Genomic DNA, 24,120 nt, shown 5'->3' with positions numbered 1-24,120 from the left:
GCTGACCGACCACCCCAGACAGCGCTGCGCCGAGAGATCGCCTTGCCTCATCGGCGCCCCGGGTCACTGGGACTCCGAGAGCGTCAGCGAGTGGGCTCAATCGCCCTTCAAGCAATTGATGCAGGTTGGATCGCTGAGCACCCTGATGCTTCGCCAGGTACTCCAGACAATCCGCAAGGACCCTGCGAAACTCCCCCATATCTTCAACCACTACAGCCCACCCCTGGTTGATGACTTAAAGGGTTAGAGCATAGGCTAATTGCTCCCCTTTGTCGACAAATTGTTACCTGCATGTTATAACTAAATGCAGAGCTATATATGTCAGAGCAACACCCAATACCCCACGAAGAAGTAACTGCGGATCAAAATTCAGACGCTCCTGAAGTTCTGGCCGTCGGTACTGCCCTGGACGGCGAGTATCGCTTTCCATCTCCCGAAGAGATGGAGGAATTCGAGTCGCTGCGGACCTACCAACGCGGCATGCTCCCGCCTGGCCTGAGGGCGGAAATCGAGACCTACGCAACAGATCCTGAAAACCCAACGCCTGAGGAGATCCGGGCAGTCGCAACCTACAACCGCGGCATGGGTCTAGACGGCGTCACGTTCGAGGAGCACTTCGGCTACCCGGACCCGCGTGAGCGGGCCGAGCACCCGTCTGAGATTCCGTCGTCTGACGATCAGTCGCCCCGAGCGCCCCGCTAGCACTCCGGCTGCCCCGCCTCGGAGGCGTGTCGAAACCCGCCCGAAGTTCTCCCAAAAGTTCGAGGAACCAGGCTCTGACCTGGGCTTTTGTCATGCACCCGGTCTCTGAAGTTCGCGGTCTTCGTCGATAGACGGTGGGTCGTGGTGATGTTCTGTCTATCGGCGAATCCGCCGGAGAGTCCTCGCTCAGAGGGCATCGCCTCTCTCGCAGCACCCAAGGGTCGGCAGCGTCTTCACCCAAGCCGACACCTGCTCGAACTTTGAGAACTCAATAGTGAATCGAAGGTCCGCTTCCAGAGTTCTCTAGCGACCGCGGCTACAGGATGGTCGCTTACTTGGGGATGGAGGAGTTGGCGCTTACCCATCCTCTTCACGGATTCATTACCTACTCACCCGATCAAAGATGAAAGGAGACACGCATGAGCCATCGGAAGCGACGCAAATACAGCAAGAAGCAGAAGGCCGAAGATCGCCGGCTGCACCGTGCAGAGCGTCGGCTACTGGCGTGCATCGCGCTTCTCGGCGCACTCAGCACGTTCGTCGCAAGCCTGCTCGCACTCATCCGCGGCTAATTTGCGACGCAGGAACAGCCTCACCCTTTGAGGTTCTAACGGGAGTGGTTCGAGTTGGCGCTCGGACCACTCCCTTCCACGAATCCGCTACCTACTCACCCGATCAAAGATGGAAGGGAACACCCTCGTGGCCCGACTTACTGTACGCCTGCGTCACTTCGCCGCAGGCGTACTCCTCGCGTGCCTCACTATGGCCCTCACCAGCTGTGGGCCTGCTCCGACAGGCACGGGCGATCTTGCCCGCGCCAAGGAGATCAAGAAGACCTGCCCCGCGGATATCAAGATCGCGGCTCTCATCAACATGGACGTCAGTGGTAGCGGAAGGCTGCCCGACGTCGGCACCGAGCGACTCGGTGTCATTGAAGACACGATCCGGCACACCGCCATTTGCGGCGGTCACCTGGCGGTGACGGTCTTCAGCGCGACCAGTGCCGCAACCGTGGCCCTGTACGACGGAGAACTGTCGCTCCCCGGCGCAACTGAGAACGCGCGTTTGCGGCGCGTGGAGAAGGTCGTACACGACGTCTCCGAGCAGGCGTCAGCCAACTATCCGGCAGCGATCAAGAAGATCTCGCCCGCTCACAGTGACATCCTCGGTCAGCTCCGGTTGGCGTCCGAGTATCAGCAGCAACTGGGGTCCAGCTACCAGCTGAACCTCATCCTCCTGACAGACGGGCTTCAGACGATTGGCCCGCGCATCACCACGCCGATCGCAGTGGCCGATTCCCGCGAGGTTGCGAAGCGCGTCATCGTCCCACCGCTCAAGGGCGCATCAGTAACTGTTGCTGGTGTTGGCAAGGTGGTGGCCGGCGGGGTTCCGTCCTCGGCTTTGACCAACAGCCTCGTTGCCTACTGGCAGGAAGTTTGTCGTCGTAGCGCAGCGGACCGCTGCACCGTCGTCACCGACTACACGACGGGTCGGTGATCCCTATGGCTAGCGATCCGAAGTACGACGGTTGGCAACAAGCTCGGGATGAGGCCGACAACGAGAACATGCAACAGATCGACCAGGCCTCGGCCGTCGCTCAACCTAGCGATGTTTCTGAGTACTGGGTCGAGCAGAAGTACAAGTCTCACGGCAGCGAACAGCAGGAATTGGCTGCTGCTCGGGGTGAGGCCGAAGTCCGGCCCCATCAGGCCAAAGCTGCGGGACTCGCGGTTCAGGTGGACGCAAAGAAGGCGCTCCTCGAACGAGGCCGAACAAGCATCGACAAGGCAGAGGCTCGCTACGAACACGCGACTGACACATTGAAGGTGCTGACCAGACGGGATCGCTCCGCCTGGTACCGGTACATCGTCGGCCTCGTCGTTCTCGCACTTGGAGATACTGCCGGAATCCTCGGCGCGGCGATCAGCCTTGGCGAATACCCCATCGTCGCCTTCGGACAGGCGCTGGCAGTCGGCTTCGCCGGAGTTGCCAGCGGTCAAGCCGGTGCTGACCTCAAGGATCTCCGGATGTCTCGTCAACGACGACGAGACCCCGACAGCCTCAGTGAAGACGAGGCGCGCTACCGACATCTATTCGGCGGCATGGAGGCCGGCGTTTCCATCATGAAGATGGTTGGCTTCATCAGCGTCGCCGTCGTGGTCATCATCGCGATGGGCATCGTCAGCTTGAGGCTGTCGGTGGAGGGCATGGCGTCGGGAATCGCCTTCGGCGGGATGGCCGCAGCCACGGCGCTCGGCTCCTTCGTCTCCACCTACAGCTACGCCGATGACGTCGCTGATCTGTTGGCCTCACTGGAACGCAGTCTCAAGAAGGCGATTGCCAACTACAACAAACTCGCCGCCTCTCCGGTGTTCGTCCGCCATGCCGAGGCGATTGAGATGGCCAAGTCGCTACGGGACGAGCACTCCCACCGCGGCGAGGCCGCCAAGTGGTACCTGGTCGCTCTCTCAAAACTTGCCCTCAGCAAGAACCCCGGCGTGGCCGGACATGGTGTGGGACGCAAACCGTCCAGTACAGGGCGGCGTCTGCGCGGTGATCGCAAGTGATCCGTGCAGAACTCCTCAGGGGCAAGCTTCCTCGAGCCGAGCTGCGGTGGACCTCCGGACCCAGTAAGCGGGTCCGGAGGAATCCGATCAGCTACTCCCTCGGAAACCCCGGCCGGCCATCTAAGGAGCCGACACTCCTGATCGTCCTAGCAGACGATTCGGGTTCGGTCATGGGGCCTGTTGGCGCAGATCCCATCTCGGGCAGATACGAAGAATCGCGCCGAGCGTTTGAAGCTGTCGCCCGGCGCGGTGGCAAGCACGAGCTCGGAGCGGTCATCCACTTCGATACACCAACCAGTGGAGATGTCGCCCCAGTTCCGCTAACGAGAGCCGGTCTCAAGCGACTCCAAGGTGGGCTTCTGGTTCCACCCGATGCCCGGGGCCACAGCAACCTCGGCCCGTCGCTGCGTGCGGCGACCACGCTGGCTGAGACCTACGCCCAACACAACGCCACTCTCTGCATTCTGAGCGACTTTTGCTTGTTCGATAACGACATCGACCAGGTGCTCACCGACATCGCTACCTTCCCCGGTGACATACATGCCGTGGTTCTCGGTGGCACGCAGATCGACGGCTTGCTGGACGAACGGGTTCAGATCACCAAGGCGGCCTACACCGATCCACCCGGGACGGTGGCGCGTGCCATCTTCGCCAGCCTCGTCGCCCATCGGCCGGGGTCTCGGCCGATCTAACCATCCGTAGTACGTCCTTACAGCGCTCCGTACGGGACGTCGTGAGGACTCCCCCGGAACCGGCAATGGCTCGGCCATGCCCGACACCAAGGACCTCAATCCCATGAACGAAAAGAAAGATCCCGTCTCCAGTCCGCTTCAGTGGCTGTGGCGCGGCAGTCTCGTCCTCTTCGCCACCTCGATCCTGCTCAACGTAGCTGTCACTTTCCTGCGGCCGATCATGCCGTGGCTCATCGGTGGCGTGATCCTCGGCATCCTGCTGTGGGTCGTCGTACTCATCATTCGGTGGCGTCAATCCCGTTGGTAATCGCACAACACGAAACTTGCATAAATCCGCAAACCAATTGCCAGAGTGAGTGACGTTCGTTTCGGTGTTGTGGAATCCGCGAAGTCCATTGCCGTGATGAATTCGTGCATTTATAACTAGACAGGCAACACACGAATTCATCACGGAAAGGAGGGACATATGAACAAGAACCAAAAGCGAAGCAGCAAGGCCCGCAGACCCGAACGACGGATCTCAGTGCGCGCCGTCCGGCGCGAGAAACCCGACATGCAGAAGCTCGGCCGCGCTCTGGCAGAGCTGGCTCTGGCACAAGCCGAAGCAGAGGCCGAAGCGGACGCCAGCGCCAAGACGGCGCCGCCGGCGAACACGAAAGCGCGGGACACCGCCGATGACTAGAGACCTCGACGAACTCATCTGGATACAGCTCCACTTTCAGCGCCCCGTTGCCCCAAGCACCGTCCTCGAACTTCTTCGCCTGTGGAGCGGTGATCCTCGTAACCCGCGGCTCGTCCTGGAGGTCCGCTCCTGTCTGACGACGCAGTACCTACTCGGTGTCCCACGCAGGACCGAAAGCTCTGTCACCGCCATGGTGAAGCAGACCATCCGCGGGACGCAGATCACAACTGACGACGTCTACCGACCTGAGGTCACGCACGCCGCAGCACTACGGATCAGCAGCCGTACAAGGGCACTTCGCACCGGCGATCCGGAACCGTCAACCCGCGCTCTTCTAGCTGCTCTGCATCGCGTCTTCGGCACCGAACACGCCGTGATTCAGATTGTGCTCGGTCCTCGCAAGGCCGCTCGCGTGATCCCGACTCGGCCAACATCACATTCGGCTGGGATCTTCGGCACCACGCCGGCACATCGGTCGGATACCGAGGGCCGCAGCGCCCAGCGCGTCAAGGAGAGCGAATCCGGCTTCGACTGCGTGATCCGTTTCGGCGTCAACGCCGCCTCACCGCAGCGTCGCCGCTCCCTGATGGCCGGTCTCCTGACTGCTGCACGAACTCTCGATGCACCAGGTACACACCTGCGGCTTGTGCCGGATCGAGCACGCCGACTCAACGCCGCATCAAGCCCCTGGTGGTGGCCGATGGCCCTCAATAGTTCAGAAGTTCTCGGACTGACTGCGTGGCCGATGGGAGACTCCGATCTACCCGGCGTGCCAGGAATCCACCCTCGGCTCCTACCTCCATCCGACCTTCTTTCAGCGACGCCTGATCTTGTCGTGGCCGAAGCAACTGCTCCGGGACATACGCGAGCCATTGGGCTAGACGTCGGTGCGTCGCTTCGTCACACCTGGGTATTGGGCCCCAACGGAACAGGCAAATCAACCCTTTTAAGCTCCATTGTTTTGCAAAATATCCAAGCCGGTCGCGGTGTCGTTGTCATCGAGCCAAAGGGCGACCTGGTTCTCGACATTCTCGCGAGAACGCCGCACCGCAGATGGGACGACATCGTCATACTCGACCCGACTAGCGAAGCTCCCCTCGGCTTGAATCCCTTGGTCGGTACCGGATCACCGGAGAGCCGGGTCGAAGGTCTGCTGAGCGTGTTCCGCTCCCTCTACGGAGACTCGCTGGGCGTCCGCAGTCAAGACATTCTGCACGCAGCCCTCCTCACTCTGGCACGACGAGGCGACGCGAGCCTTGCCATGGTGCCGCTGCTCCTCACTAACACCGGCTTTCGACGCTCCATTGTCCGCCGAGTTGCCGCAGCCGATCCAATCGCCCTCGGGCCGTTTTGGGAGTGGTACGAGGCGATGTCGGATGAGAACCGTGCGAACGTCATCGCGCCGCTTCAGAACAAGCTGCGGCCGCTCCTCATCAACCCCGGGCTCCGGGCTGTCGTTGGGCAACGCAAACCGCGCATCACGATGAACGAGGTCTTGTCCGGCAACAAGATCTTGCTTGTCCCCCTCCGGAAGCAAGTCATCGGAGCCGAGGCCGCACGGCTGACAGGATCGTTGATAGTCGCCGAACTGTGGCACGCCATCCAACGTCGGGTCGCTTTGCCACAAAGCCAACGTCCACCAATCCTCGCCGTCATCGACGAGGTCCAGGACTACATCGCGATGCCCACAGACCTTGCCGACGCACTAGCCCAGGCCCGCGGAATGGGAGCGGGGTTCGTCATGGCACATCAGTACGTTGGTCAGCTCTCACCTGGTCTTCGTGCCGGCTTCCTGGGAAACGTTCGTTCCCGAATTCTGTTCAACCTCGCACACGATGACGCAACGCTCCTCGCCAAGGGGCACGCCGAGATCACGGCGGAAGATCTGACCGCCCTCCCAGCGTTCAACGTCTACGCCAGCCTCGCCACCAAGGACGGGCAGACCACGCCGTACGCGGCGGGCCGCACCTTCCCGCTCTCACCAGCGATCCACGACCCGGATGTCCTGATCAAGCGCAGCCGCGAGCAGTTCGGCCGAACGCTGGATGACGTCGAACAGGATCTGGCAGAACTTGCCCAAACCGGAGCTGGTCCAGCCGACGGAAGCGGTCAGAGTGGCCGCAAAAGGAGGTCGGCATGAGCGTGCCTCAGGAAGGAAGAGACCGTCCGATCGACCGTCGAACCGCCTCACCGAACGAGACGGAACCTCGCAGGTCAGGACCGACGAACCGCTCATTAGTGGTCGGGAATAGTTCATCCACTTCCAGTGACCTCCTACCCGCCACCCGCCCCAACAAGCGAACCGGCCGACGTATCCTCGCCAGTCTCCAGAGCAGCATCAGTACTCGTGATCTGGAAATTTTGAAATCGATCTCGACTCATCGACTGCTCACCTCAAAGCACGTCGAGCAGCTGCACTTCACCGGACATGGCTCGGCGCTGGCCGCCACCCGCAGCACCAACCGAGTCCTGAAACGACTCGATGCACTCCAGTTGATCAACCACTTGGATCGCCGCGTCGGCGGGGTCCACGCCGGATCGAGTAGCTACGTCTGGCAACTCGCACCTGCCGGTGATCGACTCCTACAAATCGACCTTGGCAACGGGACACGGCGTCGTCAGCGCGAACCCTCTGTCCGACTCCTCGAACACACACTCGCTGTCGCAGACACTCATATAGCGCTGGTCAGAGCGACACGTACAAGTGACCTCGAACTTGTCACCGTCCAAGTCGAACCTGGAAGTTGGAGATACTTCCCACGCGCCGGCGGCACGCGAAGGCTGATTCGCCCAGATCTCGCTGTCGTGACCGCTCAAGGCGACTTCGAAGACCACTGGTTCCTCGAAGTCGATCTCGGCAGCGAACACCCGCCTACCGTTGTCCGCAAGTGCCAGTTGTACGAGGACTACCGCCGTAGCGGCATCGAACAAGATGCTCACGATGTTTTCCCTCGCATCCTCTGGGTTGTGCCCAACAGGGCCAGGGCGAACAAACTGGCCGAGGCGGTCCGCGTTGCTCGTCTCGATAAGGACCTGTTCCGGGTAATCACGACTGATCAGCTAGTCGAAACCGTGATCGGGGGTGCCGCATGAACAAGCCTCTCCGAAACACCATCTTCGTCGGCGACGCCTTGGATCAGCTTCGCCTCCTGCCATCGGAATCGGTAGACATGGTGCTGACATCGCCGCCGTACTACCAGTTGAGGAACTACGGAGTTGGCGGCCAACTCGGACAGGAGTCGAGCATCCAAGAATGGGTAAGCAACCTCACCGCGGTGGCCGCCGAAGTCCGAAGAGTTCTCACTCCAACGGGCACCTTCTGGCTGAACGTGGCGGACCGCTACTCGATCCACGAACGGGAAGGCTCACCGAGGAAGAGTTTGCTTCTGGGGCCGGCGCGACTCTCAGCAGCCCTTGCGGCAGACGGCTGGTTGGTGCGCAACCAGATCATCTGGAGCAAAACCAACCCAATGCCGAGCAGCGTTCCCGATCGGCTGACGACCACGTACGAAGTCGTGTTCCTACTCACCAAACAGCGAAAGTACTTCTTCGACCTGGACGCGATTCGGATTCCGCACACCAGCAAACCCAGCACCCCGCAAGCGTCGGCAAGGGATTCGATCCCGCAAGAGTGGCGGGCGCGCTCGACGGACAACATCCGTGGATTGGTGTCCATGAAGCAACGTGGCATTGTCGGGCATCCGCTCGGCAAGAACCCCGGGGACGTCTGGCAACTGCCAACGTCGACGTATCGCGGAGCACACTTTGCGACGTTCCCAGAGCGACTAGCCGAACGGGCCATCCTTGCCGGCAGTCCGGAAGCTCGTTGCTCCAACTGCTTCAAACCACACCAACGAGTGACGCGACGCCTCGGGGCGACGGCGATCCGCGGAACGTTGCTGGCGACGTGTACGTGTGAATCACCGAGCGAACCAGCAATAGTCCTTGATCCCTTCATGGGCGCCGGGACAACTGCCGTCGCTGCTGAGAAGCACGGCCGGGACTGGCTGGGCATTGAACTCAATCCGGACTTCGCGCAGCTTGCGACTGACCGGATCGACACTGCCCGGCGATCCTCGGAGAGCACGGCCGCATGACGGCCAGCTCTCCCGCGCCCCAACCGACTAACCACGAAAGGAGGTGACATGAGTGAACACCTACCCCCATCACAACCAAACCCTGAAGCTGTCAACAGCTACGGCACTGACGACCCCGAGAAGCAAGCTGAAATCGAGACCGCCCGCACTGCGGCAGCTGAAGAGCGGCGCGTCAACCGCGAGAAGCTGGAACGGTACGTCAGCTACGGCCTCAATGAAGAAGATGCCCAAGGCCTCATCGAGCACGAACAGATGCTCCAAGATCGTCGGGACGCTCTCCTGGCCGGCGATCCCGAACAGAACGAGGCCGACAGACGCATCCGCCCACGCATCTACGTCCGCTCCCTCGTCGACTACAACGAAGGCCACGACATAGGCGACTGGATCGACGCCAGTCAGGACCTCGAGGAAATTCAGGCCGACATCCGCAAGATCCTCACCCGGTCTTTGCACGCCCACTGGACCGGAGAAGCCGCCGAAGAGTGGGCGATCCACGACCAGGACGGCTTCGGCCAGATCACGCTTTCAGAGTACGAGTCACTGGACGTCGTCTGTGCCCTCGGCAAGGGCATCACCGAACACGGCCTCGCCTTCTCCGCGTGGGCGGAGATCAGCGACACCCGCGACATCTTCACGCTCGAACGCTTCGAAACGGCCTACTTCGGCGATTACGAGAACCGGGAGGCCTACGCCCAGCACATCGTCGATGAGCTGAACGGCGAGGACGAGCTGGAGAAGCTACCGGACTGGCTCCGCGACGTCGTCCGCATCGACCTTGAGCACATGGTGCACGAGATGGAGACCAGCGGCGAGGTGCGCTTTGCCGATCATCCCGGCGGGGTCTGGGTGTTCAACGGTCGGGTTTAGCCCGCCATTGCGCACTTTGACAACTCGAAACGGAAACCGACTCTCGTCGGTGCCGTGCAGCCGTCCCGTCATCCCAAACAGGGATGGCCGGCTGCACCAACACCGAGGAGGTAACTCGCCATGAGCGAGGTCACCGGCCCGCCCGGCAGCTACAAGACCATCGGGGTCCAGCTGCCTAACGGGCTCCACTCCCAGGCCGCCATGGTGGCAAAGCTGGACGGCATCTCCCTGCGGGATGCCTGCGTCCGGGGACTCCGGACGTACGTCGAGCAGAAGCAGGCCGAGCCAGACTTCAAGGCTCGGGTTGCCAGGGCGCTCGAGGAGATCGAGCGTGAAGCCGCCGAACAACGGGAAGCGATTCAATCGCTGTTTGGGTCTGAGACCCAGACAGCCGCTCCCATGGCCAAGAAGACGACGACAGCCAAGAAGGCCGCCGAGTCGTCCCCACCGACGAGCTAACGCTCCTCGGTCCATCCGTCCCGCTCCCTAGCGGTTGAGCGGGACACCCCTACGGGTGGGAGGCAGGAGCGCCTACGCGCCCGCCTCCCACCCAATGATCCCAGGAACATAAAGCAGGCCAGGCTTTCCTGCGGTCATCGATCTTTGTTGTAGAAACTTCCAATGCCGTTGAATTGATTCACCATACGGCAGATAATAGAACACGGAAACAATTAAGGAAGGTGAACCTATATGGATCAAATGCACGCACAAACACTCGCAAGACGCATGAAGGAGCGTCGCCAAGAGTTGCACCTCACAGCGACAGAGGTAGCCAGACGGGCGGATATCGACCCTGCGACCATCACGCGCATAGAGGCAGGACGAATCTCATCCCCCCGAGGCGACAGCCTCGCTGCAATTGCAAAGGTACTCGACATCCCCGTTACGGACTTCTATGTCTGCGCCGGCCTTGTCCCCGAGAAGGAGCTCCCAAGCTTCAACTACTACCTCCGCACAAAGTACAGCAATATCCCAGAGAAGGACAGAGCCATCCTCGAAGGAGTCTTCGAGCAAATCACCAAGCCGTACGGACATGATCCACGCGGTCCATCGAACGGAGAGGACGAAGGCTAGCACCTCTCAACCATCAACTAACCGAAAGGAGGGTTCAATCATGGAACACCAACAGAAAATCAAGCAGCCAAGCATCCTTAGGACTCTCCGATCGGTGATTCCTCATCGGAACGTGACGTTCGGCGAAGCCGAGCGTATTGCAGAACTCCAGGCAAACCGATTGCTTGAGCTATTCGATATCACACAAGGGCCGGTCCCGACAGAGATCGTCGGCGACTTACCGCGCATAAAGGTGGTATACAAGCCTCTGCCGACCAGTGGTATCAGCTACTGGAGCGGCAAAGAGTGGGTCATTACTCTGAATAGGGGCGAGAGTCACCGGCGTCAGCGATTCACCCTCATGCATGAGTTCAAGCACATCATCGACCACGGACAGACAGACAAGCTCTACACCGGCGACCGTATCCGTTCACCAGAGCAGCAGGCAGAGGCAGCCGCCGACTACTTCGCAGGCTGTGTTCTGCTCCCGCGCAGACACCTCAAGGCGGCATGGGGCAACGGTCTTCAAACTCCGCTGTGCCTCGCGAACCACTTCGAGGCGTCAGTAGCTGCCGTGTCTGTACGCCTTCTTCAAACTGGTCTTCGGACAGTCCACGACCAGTTCACCCAGCCAGTGCGTACCTTCGTCAACTACGGCCGACAACTTAAGCCGAAATACCCGGAGCTTGTCCGTGATGGATCGTGATACCTCGACGATCCCACCCGAGCAACGTGCGAACGATGGCCTACCCCTCGACGGTTCGTCGCTGCTGCTCACCGTCACTGAAGCATCTGATGCGCTTCGCATCAGCCGCTGGGCGCTCTACCAGCTCATCAACAAGCGACGCCTCAAGACCGTGCAGATTGGACGGCGCAGGCTGGTTCCGACAGAAGACCTCATCGCCTTCGTTGCTGACCTCCGATCCGAAGGAGGTGGGCATGGCCTCTAGAAACGCTAACGGCGAAGGCTCGATCTACAAGCGCGCCGACGGCCTGTGGGTTGGGGCTCTCTATGTCGACACAACCAGCGGACGACGCAAACGCAGTTATGTGTACGGGAAAACGCGGCAGCAGGTACACGAGAAGCTGACGGCAAGACTGGCGCACGCGCAGAAGGGCGTGCGCAGCCCAGACAAGACATGGACGGTCGGGAGCTATCTCGACTACTGGCTAGCAGACGTCGTCCGGGCCAAGAACCGCCCACGAACTATCGAGCTGTATGAGACCGTCGTCCGCCTGCATCTGCGGCCGGCGTTCGGTTTGACCCGCCTCACCGCACTTACAGTTCAGGACGTACAGCGCTATCTCAACGACGAACTGAAACGTGGACGCTCCGCCCGATCGGTGCAACAGATCAGGGGCGTGCTCCGAGCTGCTCTCAGCCGAGCAGAGCGCGAAGAACTTCTTCTGCGCAACGTCGCCAAACTCGTAGAGATCCCCGCGTGGGAACGGAAACCCATCGCTCCATGGACCATCGCGGAGGCAGCACGGTTCCTCATCGAGGCCCGCAGCCATCGCTGGTTCCCCGGATTCGCCATGCTCACCTTGTATGGCATGCGCCGAGGCGAGGTCCTCGGACTCCGCTGGTGCGACGTCGATTTTACAAACAACCGCATACACATCCGGCAGCAACTCCAACGCTTCGACAGCGGCATCCAAGTGGGACCCGTCAAGACATCAGCGGGGCAACGCGACCTTCCCTTGACACACGTCATCCGTGACGCCCTTGCCGCACTCGCCGTACAGAGAAGCGGCGGCGATGCTGTGACTGCTTTGGCCAGGCTTTCAGACAGCACAGGACTCGTTTTCCTGAGTAGTGCTGGCACACCAGTTGAGCCATCACGGTTCTACCGAGAGTTTCAAGACGTCCGCAAGCGAGCTGGGTTGCGCCACATCAGCGTGCATCACACCAGGCACACCGCCGCAACAATTCTCAAGAACCTCAAAGTCCCCGTGCGAGATGCGCAGCTAATACTTGGCCACGCCCACGTGACCACTACACAGCAACTCTATCAGCACGCCGACATCGAGGGGCAGACAGAAGCACTCGGCAGAGCTGAACGTGAGCTGTTTGGCAGTAACGAGCAGCCACTGCTGCTAGGCAAATTGGCTGCAGTTGATGATTTATCCGCAGGTGAAGGCACGAATTTCGCGCCGCTCACCTCTGGAGGGTCCACCGGGGCTCGAACCCGGGACACCCTGCTTAAAAGCGACCTCGCTCGCACTTTGAGCAGTCTCCCCCAATCTGTTAAGCAGCAGCTACGCGCACGTGCTTACGCTCAAATTCTAGGTCACGCTGCGGCAGTAAATAGCTGCACCGATCCGAATTATCCACAGCTCCGATTCGTGCCTCCCGCGGGTCAGTTGGACGTCCTCAAGTTGCTTCGCGCAGCAGATCTCGACCTCCTACGAGTGTTGTCATTCCCATTCAACCTACTTCCACCATCGAACGGCCCACCACACATGAACTAACTCCCAGTCAGCCACACCACCACCGGAGATCACCATGAACAGCCCCTACTTGCCGACGCCTGACGATCGGTACTTCTTGCAATCCCAGAGTCTCGACTTCGAGGTTCAGGCATTTGATGTGAGCACCGGTCAGACGGTCGAGGCCGATGAGTCCTTGGTCGGACGACGGGCTGTCATCTACTTGCGAGTCTCTACGAAGGATCAGGTCGATACCGACTACGACCCCGAAGGCATCTCTCTGCCGGCGCAGCGCCAGGCCTGCTACCGCAGAGCCGAACAGCAGGATCTTGTCATCATCGATGAGTATGTCGAGCCGGGTAAGTCGGCGACAGAGATGAGTAAGCGGGTCGTGTTCCAGCAGATGCTGGCCCGCGTCCGCGAGCGCAAAGACGTGGACATCATCATCTTTTACAAGCTCAACCGCATGGCTCGCAACCGCTACGACGATGCGATTGTCATGGCTGGTCTTCGGAAGCGCGGCGTATCCGTAATCTCCGCCACTGAGGCTATCGATGACACGCCTGTCGGGCAGCTCATGCACGGCATACTTGCCACCTTCAATGAGTATCAGTCGAAGGAGTCAGGCGCTGACATCTCGTACAAGATGGGTCAGAAGGCCAAGAACGGTGGGACCATCGGCCTCGCGCCTCTCGGCTACCTGAACGTCATCGACCAGTTCGAGTTCCGCCAGATCCGTACCGTGGCGTTTGACCCGGTCCGTGCACCTCTCATCAGGATCGCCTTCGAGCTGTACGCGACCGGCGACTACACGTTGGCCGACCTCTCAGACGAACTGTACGACCGAGGACTGCGGACCCGGGCAACCCGGAAGACTCCGAGTCAGCAGGTCTCGATCAACAAGCTGTCCAAGATGTTGCGCGACCGCTACTACCTCGGGTTCGTTACATATAAGGGCGAATGGATCGAAGGTCGTCACAAAGCCCTCATTGATGAGGATCTGTTCGAGCGAGTGCAGGTCATCGCCGACTCCCGCTCGATGGCTGGCGAGCGGCGACGCACCCATCATCACCAGCTCAAGGGCTCGATCTACTGCGGCCCTTGCCACCGACGCCAGGTGGAGCAGCGACTCGTCATCCAACACACCACGAACTCGCGCGGCAACACCTACCAATACTTCTTCTGCGTGAACAAGCGCACCAGCGAGTGCACCCTGCCGCACATCAATACGATGCGCGTCGAGGAAGCCGTAGAGCAGGTCTACAGCGCCGTGCGATTCAGCCGGCAGTTCATCGAGCAGACCCGATCCCATGTCGCTGCCGCTCTCTCGAATCACCAGCGGTCGGCCCGCCTGCTCAAGCAGCAGCTTCAATCCGAGCTCAAAACCCTCGACACGAAGGAAGACAACCTGATCGAAATGGCTGCCGACAACAGCATGCCGCAGACGAAAATCAAGGAGAGGCTCCGCGGCATCGAACGCGAACGCATCCATCTCAGAGACCGTCTCGGCGAGGAAGTCCCCGACCTCACCGACGACGCCCGTCTGATCGAACTCAGTCTGACCCTGCTTGAAGATCCACAGGCGCTCTACCGCCGCTGCAACGACGACCAGAAGCGGCTACTCAACCAGGCGATCTTTCACCGGCTCTACCTTGATGAAGACGAGGTCACGGGGCACGAACTGCGCCAACCGTTCGCGGCCCTACACGCCGTCCACACCGGCCAAACCGCCCCGGATGGACCGGGCGCCATCCCGACCCCTGAAACCGCCCCAGACGCCAAAATGGCCGCCCCCGTCGCCGGGAACGGCCAATCTGCGTCGAACCATCGTCTGCGGGTCTTACTCTCCGGCGATGATCTCGCCGGTTGTTCTAATAAGTACCGCCTGGTGGAGCTGAGGGGATTCGAACCCCTGGCCTTCTCATTGCGAACGAGACGCGCTACCAACTGCGCCACAGCCCCAGGTTGTCGCTTGTTCCTTGCGACCGCGAAACTCTAACACGCGATCGGCCGGTGTCTGAAACTGGGGCTAGTCGCCCACCGCCCGGCGGATTTCCGGCTCTTCGACGGGCGCGGGAGCGGGCTCCGGTACGACGGGAGCGGCCTCCGGCTCGGGGTCGGCGGTGCGGGCCGAGGAGAAGACCTCGGGGCCGGACAGGCTGATCGTGCGGACCGTCCGGTCGGGGGCCTTCTCCTTCATCACGTACGTCGGCAGCGTGACCGGTACCGGGTCCCACAGGCCGTCGGTGCGCGGCTCGGGCTTCTTCGGGGCGACGGGCTCCGGGGTGGTCTCCGGGAGCTTCACCTCGATCGTCAGCTCGTGGTCCTCAGGAGCCTGCGACGGCGCGGTCGCCGGGCCGCGGTCGTGCTGCGACTCGGCCTGGACGCGACGCTGGGCGGCAAGCGCCGACCGCTCGCGGGCCTGCCGGCGAAGCTGCACGCGAGTCAGTACGACGAAGCTGACGATCAGCGACGTCGGCACCGCCAGCGTCCACCAGGCCAGCATCTGGAAGCTCGCCAGCGCCACCACTGTCAACAGTGAAAGGGTCAGGATCGACAGCACCCGCCGGCGGCGCATAGCGGCCACCCGGCGGGCTCGGTTCGGGACGTATCGCTCAGGCGGCGACAGATCCTCAGCGCCTTCCTGTAGCAGCGCCGTGTCCGTGGCCGCGCCCGGCGAGCCCGGCGGCCGGACGACGTACCGCGACCGGGCCTGTACGTCGGACTGCCGCGACAGCACGCGCGCAGCCGACGACGAGTACTTCTCCGCCGAGCGGCGCGTACTCGCCTCGTCGTTGCGCTTCAAGAGCATCGGGACGAGGTAGGCAGCCCACGCGACGACGATCGCCACGTAGATAAGCCCTGTCGTCCCCATGCGACGACGCTAAGACCCCGGGCGGGTCAGGTCCGGTACGTGCGCCGGTGTGTCGCAAGAAGACTCGTGTGACTGGTGTGAATAAGCACGCAGCGTGATCAGGGCAAACGTGCTACCAGCCCGGGCCCGACTTCCTCGGCGTTCAGGGCGAAGATGCGATGGTCGCGCCACTCGCCGTCGATGTGCAGGAAGCGCGGCCGGTCGCCTTCGTAGCGGAAGCCCAGCTTCTCCACCACGCGCAGACTCGCCTTGTTCTCGGGGCGGATCGCGACCTCGAGGCGGTGCAGCCCGAGTGTGAACCAGCAGTGGTCCGCAGCCAGCGCGACTGCGGCCGGCACGATGCCGCGGCCGGCGTACTGCTCGTCGACCCAGTAGCCGAGGTTCGCCCAGCGCGCTGAGCCGTAGGTGATCCCGGAGACCGTCAACTGCCCGACCAGCGGCCGCTTGGCCTTGGGACCCGCAGCACCGGCGTACGTGATGACGAAGGGCAGCATGCGCCCGTACCGCGCCTGCCGGTTCCAGTCCCGCGCCATCGCCCGGAAGGTGCGAGCGCCGTCTTCGGCACCGGGCGGCTGGGTCGCATCCCACGGACGGAGCCAGCTGATGTTCCGCTGGCGAGCAGCGCTCCACTCGGGGCCGTCGGTGGCCTTGAGGGGTCTCAGCCCTACCTGCCCGTGTTGGAGTTCCACGGGCCAGTGCACGACAGCCATCAGTCCAGATCCGTCCGGGTGTGGTCGCCGCCGCGCACCTGGTCGACCGCATGCCGCAGCAACGGCTCTAGTACGACCAGACCGTCCTTGACCCCACCCCTGGAGCCCGGCAGGTTCACGATCACTGTCTTGCCGGCCAACCCGGCCAGGCCTCGCGACAGCGCAGCAGTAGGCACGCCCTGCGCGATCCCGTAGGCCCTGATGGCCTCGGCGATGCCAGGGATCTCCGTGTCGAGCACTGCTCGCGTGCGCTCGGGTGTCTCGTCGGTAGGCGAGATCCCGGTGCCACCTGTCGTCACCACAACCTCGTACTCCGCTGCGACGGCCGCGACCAGCGCCTCGCCGACAGGAGCGCCGTCGGGCACCACCTGCGGCCCGTCGACACTGAAGCCCCAGGTAGCAAGTCGCTCGGCGATCAGTGGACCAGTGGTGTCCTCATAGACACCTGCAACAGCCCGGTTGGAGATGCTGACGACCAGAGCCCTCACGGCCGCTCCCAATGCCCGGTCTTGCCGCCTTCTTTCAGCTCCACCCGTACGTCGGACAGCACAGCCGCCGGATCGAGTGCCTTCACCATGTCGATGACGGTCAGCCCGGCCACTGCGACAGCGGTCAGCGCCTCCATCTCCACGCCGGTCCGGTCGGTCGTCTTGACGGTGGCAGCGATCAGTACTGCGTCGTCGGCCACCTCCAGCTCGACCTTGGCCCCGGTGATGGCGATCGGGTGGCACAGCGGCACCAGGTCGGGAGTCCGCTTGGCACCCATGATCCCGGCGATCCGCGCGACGGCCAGCGCGTCACCCTTCGGCACGCCCTCGCCACGCAGCGCCGCGACCACCTCGGCCGAGACAAACACCTTGCCTGAGGCAACGGCCCGCCGGGCGCCGGCCGACTTCTCCGAGACGTCGACCATCCGGGCGGCACCGGTGGCGTCCACGTGGGTCAGCCCCCCGGCAGGTTCCGTCATCCGGTCTCCTCGTCCAGCAGCCAGAGCTCGGCCTGATCGCCGGCCCGGACAGCGGTGACATCCTCAGGCACCACGATCAGCGCGTTCGAACGGCTCAACCCACCCAGCAGGTGCGAGCCGTGGCCGCCGACTGTACTGGCCATCCACCCCTCGTCGCCGGAGGTGGCCGCGGCCCGGACGAACTGTCGCCGCCCAGCAGGCGACGAGAACCCGTCCAGTACGACGCCCTGAACCGTCGGTCGGCGGTACGGCATCGCCCCCATCAGCTTGCGCAGCGCGGGCCGGACGAACACCTCGAACGACACGTACGCCGACACCGGGTTGCCGGGCAGCGTGAAGATCGGCACCTCGTCGTCGCCCATCACCCCGAAGCCCTGCGGCTTGCCGGGCTGCATGGCGACCTCGGGGAAGTCGATGGTGCCGAGCTTGGTCAGCACCTCCTTGACCACGTCGTACACACCCTTGCTGACGCCGCCGGAGGTGATCACCAGGTCAGCGCGGACCAACTGGTCCGACAGCGTGTCCATGATCTTCTTCGGGTCGTCGTCGACGATGCCCACCCGGTACACGACGGCCCCGGCCTGCCGGGCGGCCGCGGCGAGCGTGTAGCTGTTCGAGTCGTAGATCTGCCCGTCGCCCAGCCGGGTGCCCGGCTCACGGAGCTCAGCCCCGGTGGAGACGACTACTACTCGCGGCCGCGGGCGCACTGACACACGCGCCCGACCAACTGCCGCCAGTACTGCGATCTGCCGCGGCCCCAGCACGGTGTCGCTGTTCATCACCTTGTCGCCGGCCTGCAGGTCCTCGCCGGCCCGGCGTACAGAGGCTCCCAGCGCCGGCTCCCGCACGATCTGGACCCGGGCAGCTCCGCCGTCGGTCCACTCGACCGGCACGATGCTGTCGGCGCCGCGGGGCATCGGTGCACCCGTCATGATCCGCACACAGGTCCCCGGAGTCACCACGATCGGCTCACTCCGCCCAGCGGCGATCTCGCCGACCACAGGCAGCACGATCGGGTTCTCCTGGGACGCCCCCGCCAGGTCGGCCGCCTGTACGGCGTACCCGTCCATGGCCGAGTTGTCGAAGCCAGGGAGGCTCACTGCGGAGACAACGTCCTCGCAGAGCACCAGCCCGAGCGCCTCCATCAGCGGCTGCTCGAACGGCGGCAGCGGCCGCACCCTGCCGAGTACTGCTTCCAGATGTTCGTCAACGCTCCGTCTCACCCAGAGGACTCTAGTCGTTGAGCAAGTTGCGTCAGCGCAGGAGGAAGTCCGTGACGGTCTCCCGGACGGTGGCGGCGTCGCCAACCTGCAGCGAATGACCACCGTCGGGTACGACGACCAGCCGCGATCCCGGGATGTCCCGGTGCGCCTCGCGCGCCCACACCAACGGCGTACCGAGATCGCGCTCGCCGTGCAGCAACAACGCGTTGACACCTCGCAGGGAGAGCTGGTGCACCTCCGGATCCCTGACCTTGGGCCAGTTCTCGCACATCACCATCTGGCCGTTGCTGCGTGCCGCTGCGGCGTTGAACGGCCACAGCTGCTCGGGGGTCAACCTCCTGACCGCCCGGTCGGCCTTGCGGGCCCTGCTGCGCTCAGCGGACTGGGCACCACCCCAGGGGAAGTCCAGATCCAGACAGAGGGTCGCCGCCTGGATTCCCTGGCTGTACTGCGTAGCCGGGGCCGGCGTGATCTGGTCGACCAGTGCCATCAGGTCCCGCAGCCGGGTGTCGTCCCCGCCTGCTGCGGCATGCAGCGCCTCCGGGGCATAGAGGAAACGCACCGGATCGACGTAGCTCATCATGGTGATCACCTCCAGCATCTGCGGCCCGAGGGACGGCTTCTGGCGGAGCACCGAGGCCAGGTCGGCAGCCGGATCGCCGGGACAGTTGCGGCCCGGGGCGGCGCAGACGTCACGCAGTACTCGTGCGTGCTCGCCGAAGGTCTCCACCAGTTCGCCACGGAACGCGTCGACCGGTACGACCGAGTCGAGGACCAGGTGGCTGACTCTGCTCCGGTGCGCGGCGGCGTAGCGCTGAGCTGTGTACGTGCCGTAGGACACACCGTTCACAGCCCACTTGTCGACCTTGAGTGCCCGCCGTAGGTCCTCGAAGTCGGCGATGGAGTCTGTCGTCGCGTAGTGCTCGCGGTCGGCTCCCAGAGTCGCTGCACACGCCAGTACTGCGGCCCTGCTCGGCACCCGCAGGTCGCTGCCGCCCCGCTCGCTCTGCAGCTCCGGGCAGTTCAGCGCGTTCGCGCCTGTCCCCCGCTGGTCGAGCATCACGATGCGGTAGTCGTTCTTGATGCCCTCGAACGCCCGAAGGACACGCGGCGCGAGGACCGGGCCCGGCTGGCCGGGGCCGCCGGTGAGCATCAGCATGGTGCGCCGCGCCTGGGGGTTGCCGGCCACCAGGACCGGCAGGTCGAGAGTCTTGCTGCGCCGGTCTCCGCGATCCAGGCGGACCGTCAGCTCGCCGCAGAGGTAGGCGGTGAGCTCTGGTTGCGCGCACGGGCTGAGTCCGGTCCACCCGGCGCCAGGACTGCCACCCGAGGCCTCGGTGGTGGTGGCGACTTCGGCCTGGGCCGAGCTCCCGCCCAGCAGGCCGGCGATCAGAGTGGTCGTCAGCAGGACTGATCTGCGAGTTCGGCGCATCGTGGGCTCCCAACCGGTCGGTGCCACACCTCACCCCGCCGACACCTCGGGCCGCTATTCATTCGAGACTTTCGAACTCTCGTTGACGGACCCACGCGGCTGTGATGATGGGCCGCGGGAGGACTGAGATGATCCGGCTCGGGCTGAACGACCAGCAGTTGTCCACGCTGCGCTTCACGGTGTCTCCGCTGATGCACGTCACCGAGGCGGTGATCCGGATCCAGCAGCGTCCGCACCAGCCTCCGGCCTGGCTACCGCGGCGCTGGGCGCAGGTCTCACCCGGCAGCCGCACGCTACTGCTCGACCTGATCGATCCCTCGACGCACTCGATACCGGACTTCCTGCTCCCACTCACCGACCAGTACCGGCCCAGTACGGAGTTCGAGCTGGCTGCCCTCGCCGCTACTCCGCTCGCGGACCTGCGTGCACAGTTGCGCCTCACCTACCGGCTCGGCCCGGTCGACGAGGTCTTCGCCGACCGAATGGGCGTAGTACCGGCTGTCGCGGACAGGTGGCGTAAGGCTCCGAGCGAGCTTGTCGCGGCTGCCTGGGCCGGGCAGAGCGGCCCACTGCTGGACGCTGCCCAGCAAGCTCTGGCAGAGGTGTGGGAGGTGGTCCTGGCGCCCACCTGGCCGGTGATCCGGTCAGTGACCGAGACCGACGTGATGCATCGGCTGCACCTGGTGAGGTCGGCCGGCATGTCCTCAGCGGCGCTCGAGCTTGTCGACGGCGAGGCGTGGGACGGCAGGGCGGCACAGCTCGAGTCCCCGCTCGAACTCGACCTGACCAGGCTCCACCACCGCATCGTCCTGGCGCCGTCGACCCTGATCGAGCGAGGTCGGGCAGTGATCATCTCCGGAGACAACCTGCTGATCGGCTACCCCTGCCGCGGCCGTGGGGTCATCAGCGGACCTCACGCCACGGGCAGGGCACCGAAGGAGAGCCCCTCCGAAGGACTGGGCACTCGGCATCGCCTGATCGCCGCACTGGAGGTTCCTCAGCCGGGCCACAGCCTGGCTGTTCGCCTCGGACTGTCCAAGGCGACGGTGTCGTACCACCTGGGCCGACTGCACAGCAGCGGTCTCGTCGACCGCGGCCGCCACGGCCGCGAGGTGTACTACGCCAGGACACCCGCAGGCGAGGCACTCACGACGCCGCTTCGGGATGCCGGCCCCACACCATCCTGACGTCCGGCGCGTGCTCCTCGTTGTCGGCGCCGTCGGTACGCCGTACCTCGGTGAAGCCGTGCCGCCGGTAGAACTCCTGGGCCCGGGTGTTGCTCTGGAAGGTCCACAGCGCGAGTCCGCCCGGCCGTAGGTCCTTGGCCAGGTCGACCAGTGTCGACCCGACGCCCTGGCCGGCCAGCTCCGGTTCGACGTACAGCTGGTCCAGGTCGTCACCGTCCAGCGTCAGCACGGCGACGATCCGGCCGTCGTCCATCGCTACCCAGCTCTGCCCGTCCGGTAGCAGCACCTCGGCGAACCAGCCGCGCACCTGCGCCTCAGAGTGGATCGCCGGTGGCAGCTGCGAACCCACAGCATGGCGGGAGCGCCACCAAACTCCTGCGGCCTCGTCCGTGTCGTACGGCTCCAGCGGCCGGATCCAGACATCATCCACGGAGCTCGGTCCCGTCGGGGATCTCCCGCCGTTCCCCGGCCGGCGCCTCCACCTCGACCTCGCCGAGCACCACCACATCCTTGCCGAAGGCAACGTCACCGCGGACCTCGAACCGGTCGGCCCGCAGCAGCGACGGCGGCCCGGCCGGGAAGTGCTGCTCGAAGTCGGCCAGGATCTTGAAGTGGTCCGGGTCGAGATCGACGTACGGCTCGTCGCCGTCGTGGTTGGTGGTCAGGTCGCCGGACTCGCTCAGGTCGTAGACGTCGGAGCGCAGTACGAGCAGGTCGTTGGTGGTCTTCACCGGCTTGAACCTGGTCCGGTCCACGATCACCGCCTGCGACCCCTCGAAGGTCTCGATCGCGGTCCCCATCGCGGTCTCCAGCTGGATCACCTTCGGCGAGGAGGAGTCGGCCGGGTCGACGGTCTTGCGGTTGATGATGATCGGCAGCCCGAGCACCCCGTCGTGACCGGCCATCAGCTCGGCCAGCCGGTCGAGGTCGATCCACAGGTTGTTCGTGTTGAAGGTCTTGTGCAGGCTGGTGTCCTGGAAGTGCTGCGTGTCGTCGGGGTGCACCTGGGCGCTGTCGCGCAGGATCAGCCGGCCGTCGGACTTGCGAACCGCGACGTGACCGCCCTTGCGGTCCGACCTGGTCCGGCGGCACACCTCCATCCCGAACGGGACGTCGTGCTCGGCCATCCAGGCGGCGATCCGGCCGTCCGGGGTGGCGCCGAGATTGTCTGCGTTGGAGATGAACGCGTGCCGGAAACCCTTCTCCCGCAACGCGTCGAGGGTGCCGGACGCGACCAGCGCGGTGAACAGGTCGCCGTGGCCGGGCGGGCACCAGGCCAGCTCGGGGTCGGCGGGCCACTCGGCCGGCGTGAGGTCGTCGGCCAGCAGCTTCGGCTCCATGTTCTGCTGGAAGTCGAGCGGGATGCCGTCCACCGGCAGGTCGGCGTACTCGCCGAGGATCGCCAGCGACTCGTCCCTGGTGCGGAACGAGTTCATCAGGATCAGCGGCAGCGGTACGTCGTACTCCTGCCGGGTGGCCAGGATCTGCCGCGCGATGATGTCGAGGAAGGTCAGCCCGTCCTTGACCGGCAGCGCCGACTTCGGCCCGGTCACGCCCATCGACGTGCCGAGGCCGCCGTTGAGCTTGATCACCACCGTGGTCGCGAGCGCGGCCCGCTGCGACTCGCGATCCGGATCGAGGTGCTCCAGGTGCGGCAGCTCGCCCACCGGCTCGATCTCGTCCTCGCGGATCGTGCCCTGCTGGCCCGACTCGAACAACCGGTAGTAGTGCGAGAAGACCGTGATCGCGACGTCGGCGACGCCCGCCGCGCGCATCTTCTCCTGTGCCTGCTGAAGACCTGCCTCGCTCATGTCCCAACACTAGTGCGCCGTGTCGGAAGTTGGGTTAGCGATAGCGGTGTTCAGGTGCGTGCCTCGCGGTGGCGGAGGGACAGCCTCGATGTTTTTCCATCGTGGCTGTCCCTCCGCTGCCGCGAGGTGCGTGCCTGGGCGCCGGTAGCGCAACCAAACTTCCGACACGGCGCACTAGGGCAGGTTGGGGACCCGTGACGTTAGGTGCGTCACTCGCTGTCCCTAGGATCACGCTGTGTTCTCCTCGAAGGCGGTCGCTCGCCAAGAACTGTTGGCCGCTCGGCAGCAATCCGCTGTCTTGTCCGGACCTGGACTGCTCGCGGTCGCGCGGGACCAAGCCGAGGTGGTCGACGCGCGGACGATCGCGGTCTACGTCTCGATGGGCACCGAACCGCAGACCGGCCCGCTGATCGACTGGCTGCTCGCCTCCGGTCGCGAGGTGCTCCTGCCGGTCCTGTACGCCGACAACGACCTCGGCTGGGGTGTCGCTCCGGGCGCGGCCGACCTTGTGCCCGGGCGGCTCGGGCTGTCGGAGCCACCCGTGGACCTCGGCGCCGAGGCGATCGCCGCCGCGGAACTGGTGATCTGCCCGGCACTCGCGGTCGACCGGCACGGAGTACGGCTGGGGCGCGGCGGCGGTTCGTACGATCGCGCGCTCGCCCGCGTCTCCCCCGGTACGCCGGTCTGGGCCGTCGTGCACGACTCGGAGATCGTCGATTCGCTCCCGGCTGATCCGCACGACCAGCCGGTCCAGGCGGCGCTGACCCCGACTCGGCTGGTTCAGCTGTCGCCCGGCTGATTGACCGGGCTGTACTGGGCTGGCTG

The 24,120-nt window shown here is 63.9% G+C and carries 26 protein-coding genes, 1 tRNA gene and 1 pseudogene; 19 read left to right on the top strand and 9 right to left on the bottom strand.

The window, feature by feature from the left end:
• Nucleotides 1-318: 318 nt before the first annotated feature.
• From AB0P21_RS20780 to AB0P21_RS20700, 17 genes and pseudogenes are all read left to right on the top strand, one after another.
• Nucleotides 319-702 (top strand): hypothetical protein, encoded by a 384-nt coding sequence (locus tag AB0P21_RS20780; RefSeq protein ID WP_363698751.1) that lies wholly within the window; start codon nt 319-321, stop codon nt 700-702.
• Between the two features lie 419 nt (nt 703-1,121).
• Nucleotides 1,122-1,274 carry a hypothetical protein gene (locus AB0P21_RS20775; protein ID WP_363698750.1) on the top strand — a complete coding sequence of 51 codons (153 nt, stop codon included), beginning with the start codon at nt 1,122-1,124 and terminating at the stop codon, nt 1,272-1,274.
• Nucleotides 1,275-1,464: 190 nt separating this feature from the next.
• Nucleotides 1,465-2,199, top strand: a complete 735-nt coding sequence (locus AB0P21_RS20770) for a hypothetical protein (RefSeq protein ID WP_363698749.1) — start codon at nt 1,465-1,467, stop codon at nt 2,197-2,199.
• A gap of 5 nt (nt 2,200-2,204) precedes the next feature.
• Nucleotides 2,205-3,269 (top strand): hypothetical protein, encoded by a 1,065-nt coding sequence (locus AB0P21_RS20765; RefSeq protein ID WP_363698748.1) that lies wholly within the window; start codon nt 2,205-2,207, stop codon nt 3,267-3,269.
• Between the two features lie 170 nt (nt 3,270-3,439).
• Complete coding sequence (locus AB0P21_RS20760) at nt 3,440-3,961, top strand: hypothetical protein (RefSeq protein WP_363698747.1); 522 nt, start codon at nt 3,440-3,442, stop codon at nt 3,959-3,961.
• A gap of 76 nt (nt 3,962-4,037) precedes the next feature.
• Nucleotides 4,038-4,268: a hypothetical protein gene (locus AB0P21_RS20755; protein WP_363698746.1), complete on the top strand. Its 231-nt coding sequence runs from the start codon at nt 4,038-4,040 to the stop codon at nt 4,266-4,268.
• A gap of 159 nt (nt 4,269-4,427) precedes the next feature.
• On the top strand, nt 4,428-4,643 hold the full coding sequence (locus tag AB0P21_RS20750; protein ID WP_363698745.1) for a hypothetical protein: 216 nt from the start codon (nt 4,428-4,430) through the stop codon (nt 4,641-4,643).
• Nucleotides 4,636-6,783 (top strand): type IV secretory system conjugative DNA transfer family protein, encoded by a 2,148-nt coding sequence (locus AB0P21_RS20745; protein ID WP_363698744.1) that lies wholly within the window; start codon nt 4,636-4,638, stop codon nt 6,781-6,783. Before AB0P21_RS20750 ends, AB0P21_RS20745 begins: the two co-directional genes overlap by 8 nt.
• A complete protein-coding gene (locus AB0P21_RS20740) occupies nt 6,780-7,736 on the top strand; it encodes a replication-relaxation family protein (RefSeq protein ID WP_363698743.1) in 957 nt (318 codons plus the stop codon). The genes AB0P21_RS20745 and AB0P21_RS20740 overlap by 4 nt, the downstream gene beginning before the upstream one ends.
• On the top strand, nt 7,733-8,740 hold the full coding sequence (locus AB0P21_RS20735; protein ID WP_363698742.1) for a site-specific DNA-methyltransferase: 1,008 nt from the start codon (nt 7,733-7,735) through the stop codon (nt 8,738-8,740). Before AB0P21_RS20740 ends, AB0P21_RS20735 begins: the two co-directional genes overlap by 4 nt.
• 48 nt (nt 8,741-8,788) lie before the next feature.
• On the top strand, nt 8,789-9,607 hold the full coding sequence (locus AB0P21_RS20730; protein WP_363698741.1) for an antirestriction protein ArdA: 819 nt from the start codon (nt 8,789-8,791) through the stop codon (nt 9,605-9,607).
• 120 nt (nt 9,608-9,727) lie between these two features.
• Nucleotides 9,728-10,066, top strand: coding sequence for a hypothetical protein (locus tag AB0P21_RS20725; RefSeq protein ID WP_363698740.1), 339 nt, complete (start codon nt 9,728-9,730; stop codon nt 10,064-10,066).
• Nucleotides 10,067-10,333: 267 nt separating this feature from the next.
• Nucleotides 10,334-10,681 (top strand): helix-turn-helix transcriptional regulator, encoded by a 348-nt coding sequence (locus tag AB0P21_RS20720; RefSeq protein WP_363698739.1) that lies wholly within the window; start codon nt 10,334-10,336, stop codon nt 10,679-10,681.
• 40 nt (nt 10,682-10,721) lie between these two features.
• Nucleotides 10,722-11,366 (top strand): ImmA/IrrE family metallo-endopeptidase, encoded by a 645-nt coding sequence (locus AB0P21_RS20715; protein ID WP_363698738.1) that lies wholly within the window; start codon nt 10,722-10,724, stop codon nt 11,364-11,366.
• Nucleotides 11,356-11,610 (top strand): helix-turn-helix domain-containing protein, encoded by a 255-nt coding sequence (locus tag AB0P21_RS20710; RefSeq protein WP_363698737.1) that lies wholly within the window; start codon nt 11,356-11,358, stop codon nt 11,608-11,610. Before AB0P21_RS20715 ends, AB0P21_RS20710 begins: the two co-directional genes overlap by 11 nt.
• Entirely contained in the window at nt 11,600-13,132 is a 1,533-nt protein-coding gene (locus AB0P21_RS20705) for a site-specific integrase (protein WP_363698736.1), read from the top strand. Before AB0P21_RS20710 ends, AB0P21_RS20705 begins: the two co-directional genes overlap by 11 nt.
• Before the next feature lie 34 nt (nt 13,133-13,166).
• Nucleotides 13,167-14,063: pseudogene (locus tag AB0P21_RS20700) on the top strand (recombinase family protein); the annotation flags it as partial.
• A 913-nt stretch (nt 14,064-14,976) separates the two neighbouring features.
• Here AB0P21_RS20700 and AB0P21_RS20695 read toward each other — a convergent pair.
• From AB0P21_RS20695 to AB0P21_RS20665, 7 genes are all read right to left on the bottom strand, one after another.
• A tRNA-Ala gene (locus AB0P21_RS20695) sits at nt 14,977-15,052 on the bottom strand.
• A 67-nt stretch (nt 15,053-15,119) separates the two neighbouring features.
• Nucleotides 15,120-15,965, bottom strand: a complete 846-nt coding sequence (locus AB0P21_RS20690) for a hypothetical protein (RefSeq protein ID WP_363698735.1) — start codon at nt 15,963-15,965, stop codon at nt 15,120-15,122.
• A gap of 98 nt (nt 15,966-16,063) precedes the next feature.
• Nucleotides 16,064-16,675, bottom strand: a complete 612-nt coding sequence (locus tag AB0P21_RS20685) for a GNAT family protein (protein ID WP_363698734.1) — start codon at nt 16,673-16,675, stop codon at nt 16,064-16,066.
• Entirely contained in the window at nt 16,675-17,163 is a 489-nt protein-coding gene (locus AB0P21_RS20680; protein WP_363698733.1) for a MogA/MoaB family molybdenum cofactor biosynthesis protein, read from the bottom strand. Before AB0P21_RS20680 ends, AB0P21_RS20685 begins: the two co-directional genes overlap by 1 nt.
• Nucleotides 17,160-17,642, bottom strand: a complete 483-nt coding sequence (gene moaC / locus AB0P21_RS20675; RefSeq protein ID WP_363698732.1) for a cyclic pyranopterin monophosphate synthase MoaC — start codon at nt 17,640-17,642, stop codon at nt 17,160-17,162. The genes AB0P21_RS20680 and moaC overlap by 4 nt, the downstream gene beginning before the upstream one ends.
• Entirely contained in the window at nt 17,639-18,865 is a 1,227-nt protein-coding gene (gene glp, locus AB0P21_RS20670; RefSeq protein ID WP_363698731.1) for a gephyrin-like molybdotransferase Glp, read from the bottom strand. The genes moaC and glp overlap by 4 nt, the downstream gene beginning before the upstream one ends.
• A gap of 31 nt (nt 18,866-18,896) precedes the next feature.
• Complete coding sequence (locus AB0P21_RS20665; protein WP_363698730.1) at nt 18,897-20,297, bottom strand: alpha/beta fold hydrolase; 1,401 nt, start codon at nt 20,295-20,297, stop codon at nt 18,897-18,899.
• 128 nt (nt 20,298-20,425) lie between these two features.
• Here AB0P21_RS20665 and AB0P21_RS20660 point away from each other — a divergent pair, with 128 nt between their 5' ends.
• Entirely contained in the window at nt 20,426-21,484 is a 1,059-nt protein-coding gene (locus tag AB0P21_RS20660; RefSeq protein ID WP_363698729.1) for a winged helix-turn-helix domain-containing protein, read from the top strand.
• Here AB0P21_RS20660 and AB0P21_RS20655 read toward each other — a convergent pair.
• Nucleotides 21,444-21,914, bottom strand: coding sequence for a GNAT family N-acetyltransferase (locus AB0P21_RS20655; protein ID WP_363698728.1), 471 nt, complete (start codon nt 21,912-21,914; stop codon nt 21,444-21,446). The genes AB0P21_RS20660 and AB0P21_RS20655 overlap by 41 nt on opposite strands.
• Nucleotides 21,907-23,295 (bottom strand): UTP--glucose-1-phosphate uridylyltransferase, encoded by a 1,389-nt coding sequence (locus tag AB0P21_RS20650; RefSeq protein ID WP_363698727.1) that lies wholly within the window; start codon nt 23,293-23,295, stop codon nt 21,907-21,909. The genes AB0P21_RS20655 and AB0P21_RS20650 overlap by 8 nt, the downstream gene beginning before the upstream one ends.
• Nucleotides 23,296-23,530: 235 nt before the next feature.
• Here AB0P21_RS20650 and AB0P21_RS20645 point away from each other — a divergent pair, with 235 nt between their 5' ends.
• A complete protein-coding gene (locus AB0P21_RS20645) occupies nt 23,531-24,094 on the top strand; it encodes a 5-formyltetrahydrofolate cyclo-ligase (protein ID WP_363698726.1) in 564 nt (187 codons plus the stop codon).
• Nucleotides 24,095-24,120 lie beyond the last annotated feature (26 nt).

The organism is Kribbella sp. NPDC056861 (genome assembly GCF_040687575.1).
Lineage (GTDB): Bacteria > Actinomycetota > Actinomycetes > Propionibacteriales > Kribbellaceae > Kribbella.
This window is presented reverse-complemented; position numbering and strand designations above follow the sequence as displayed.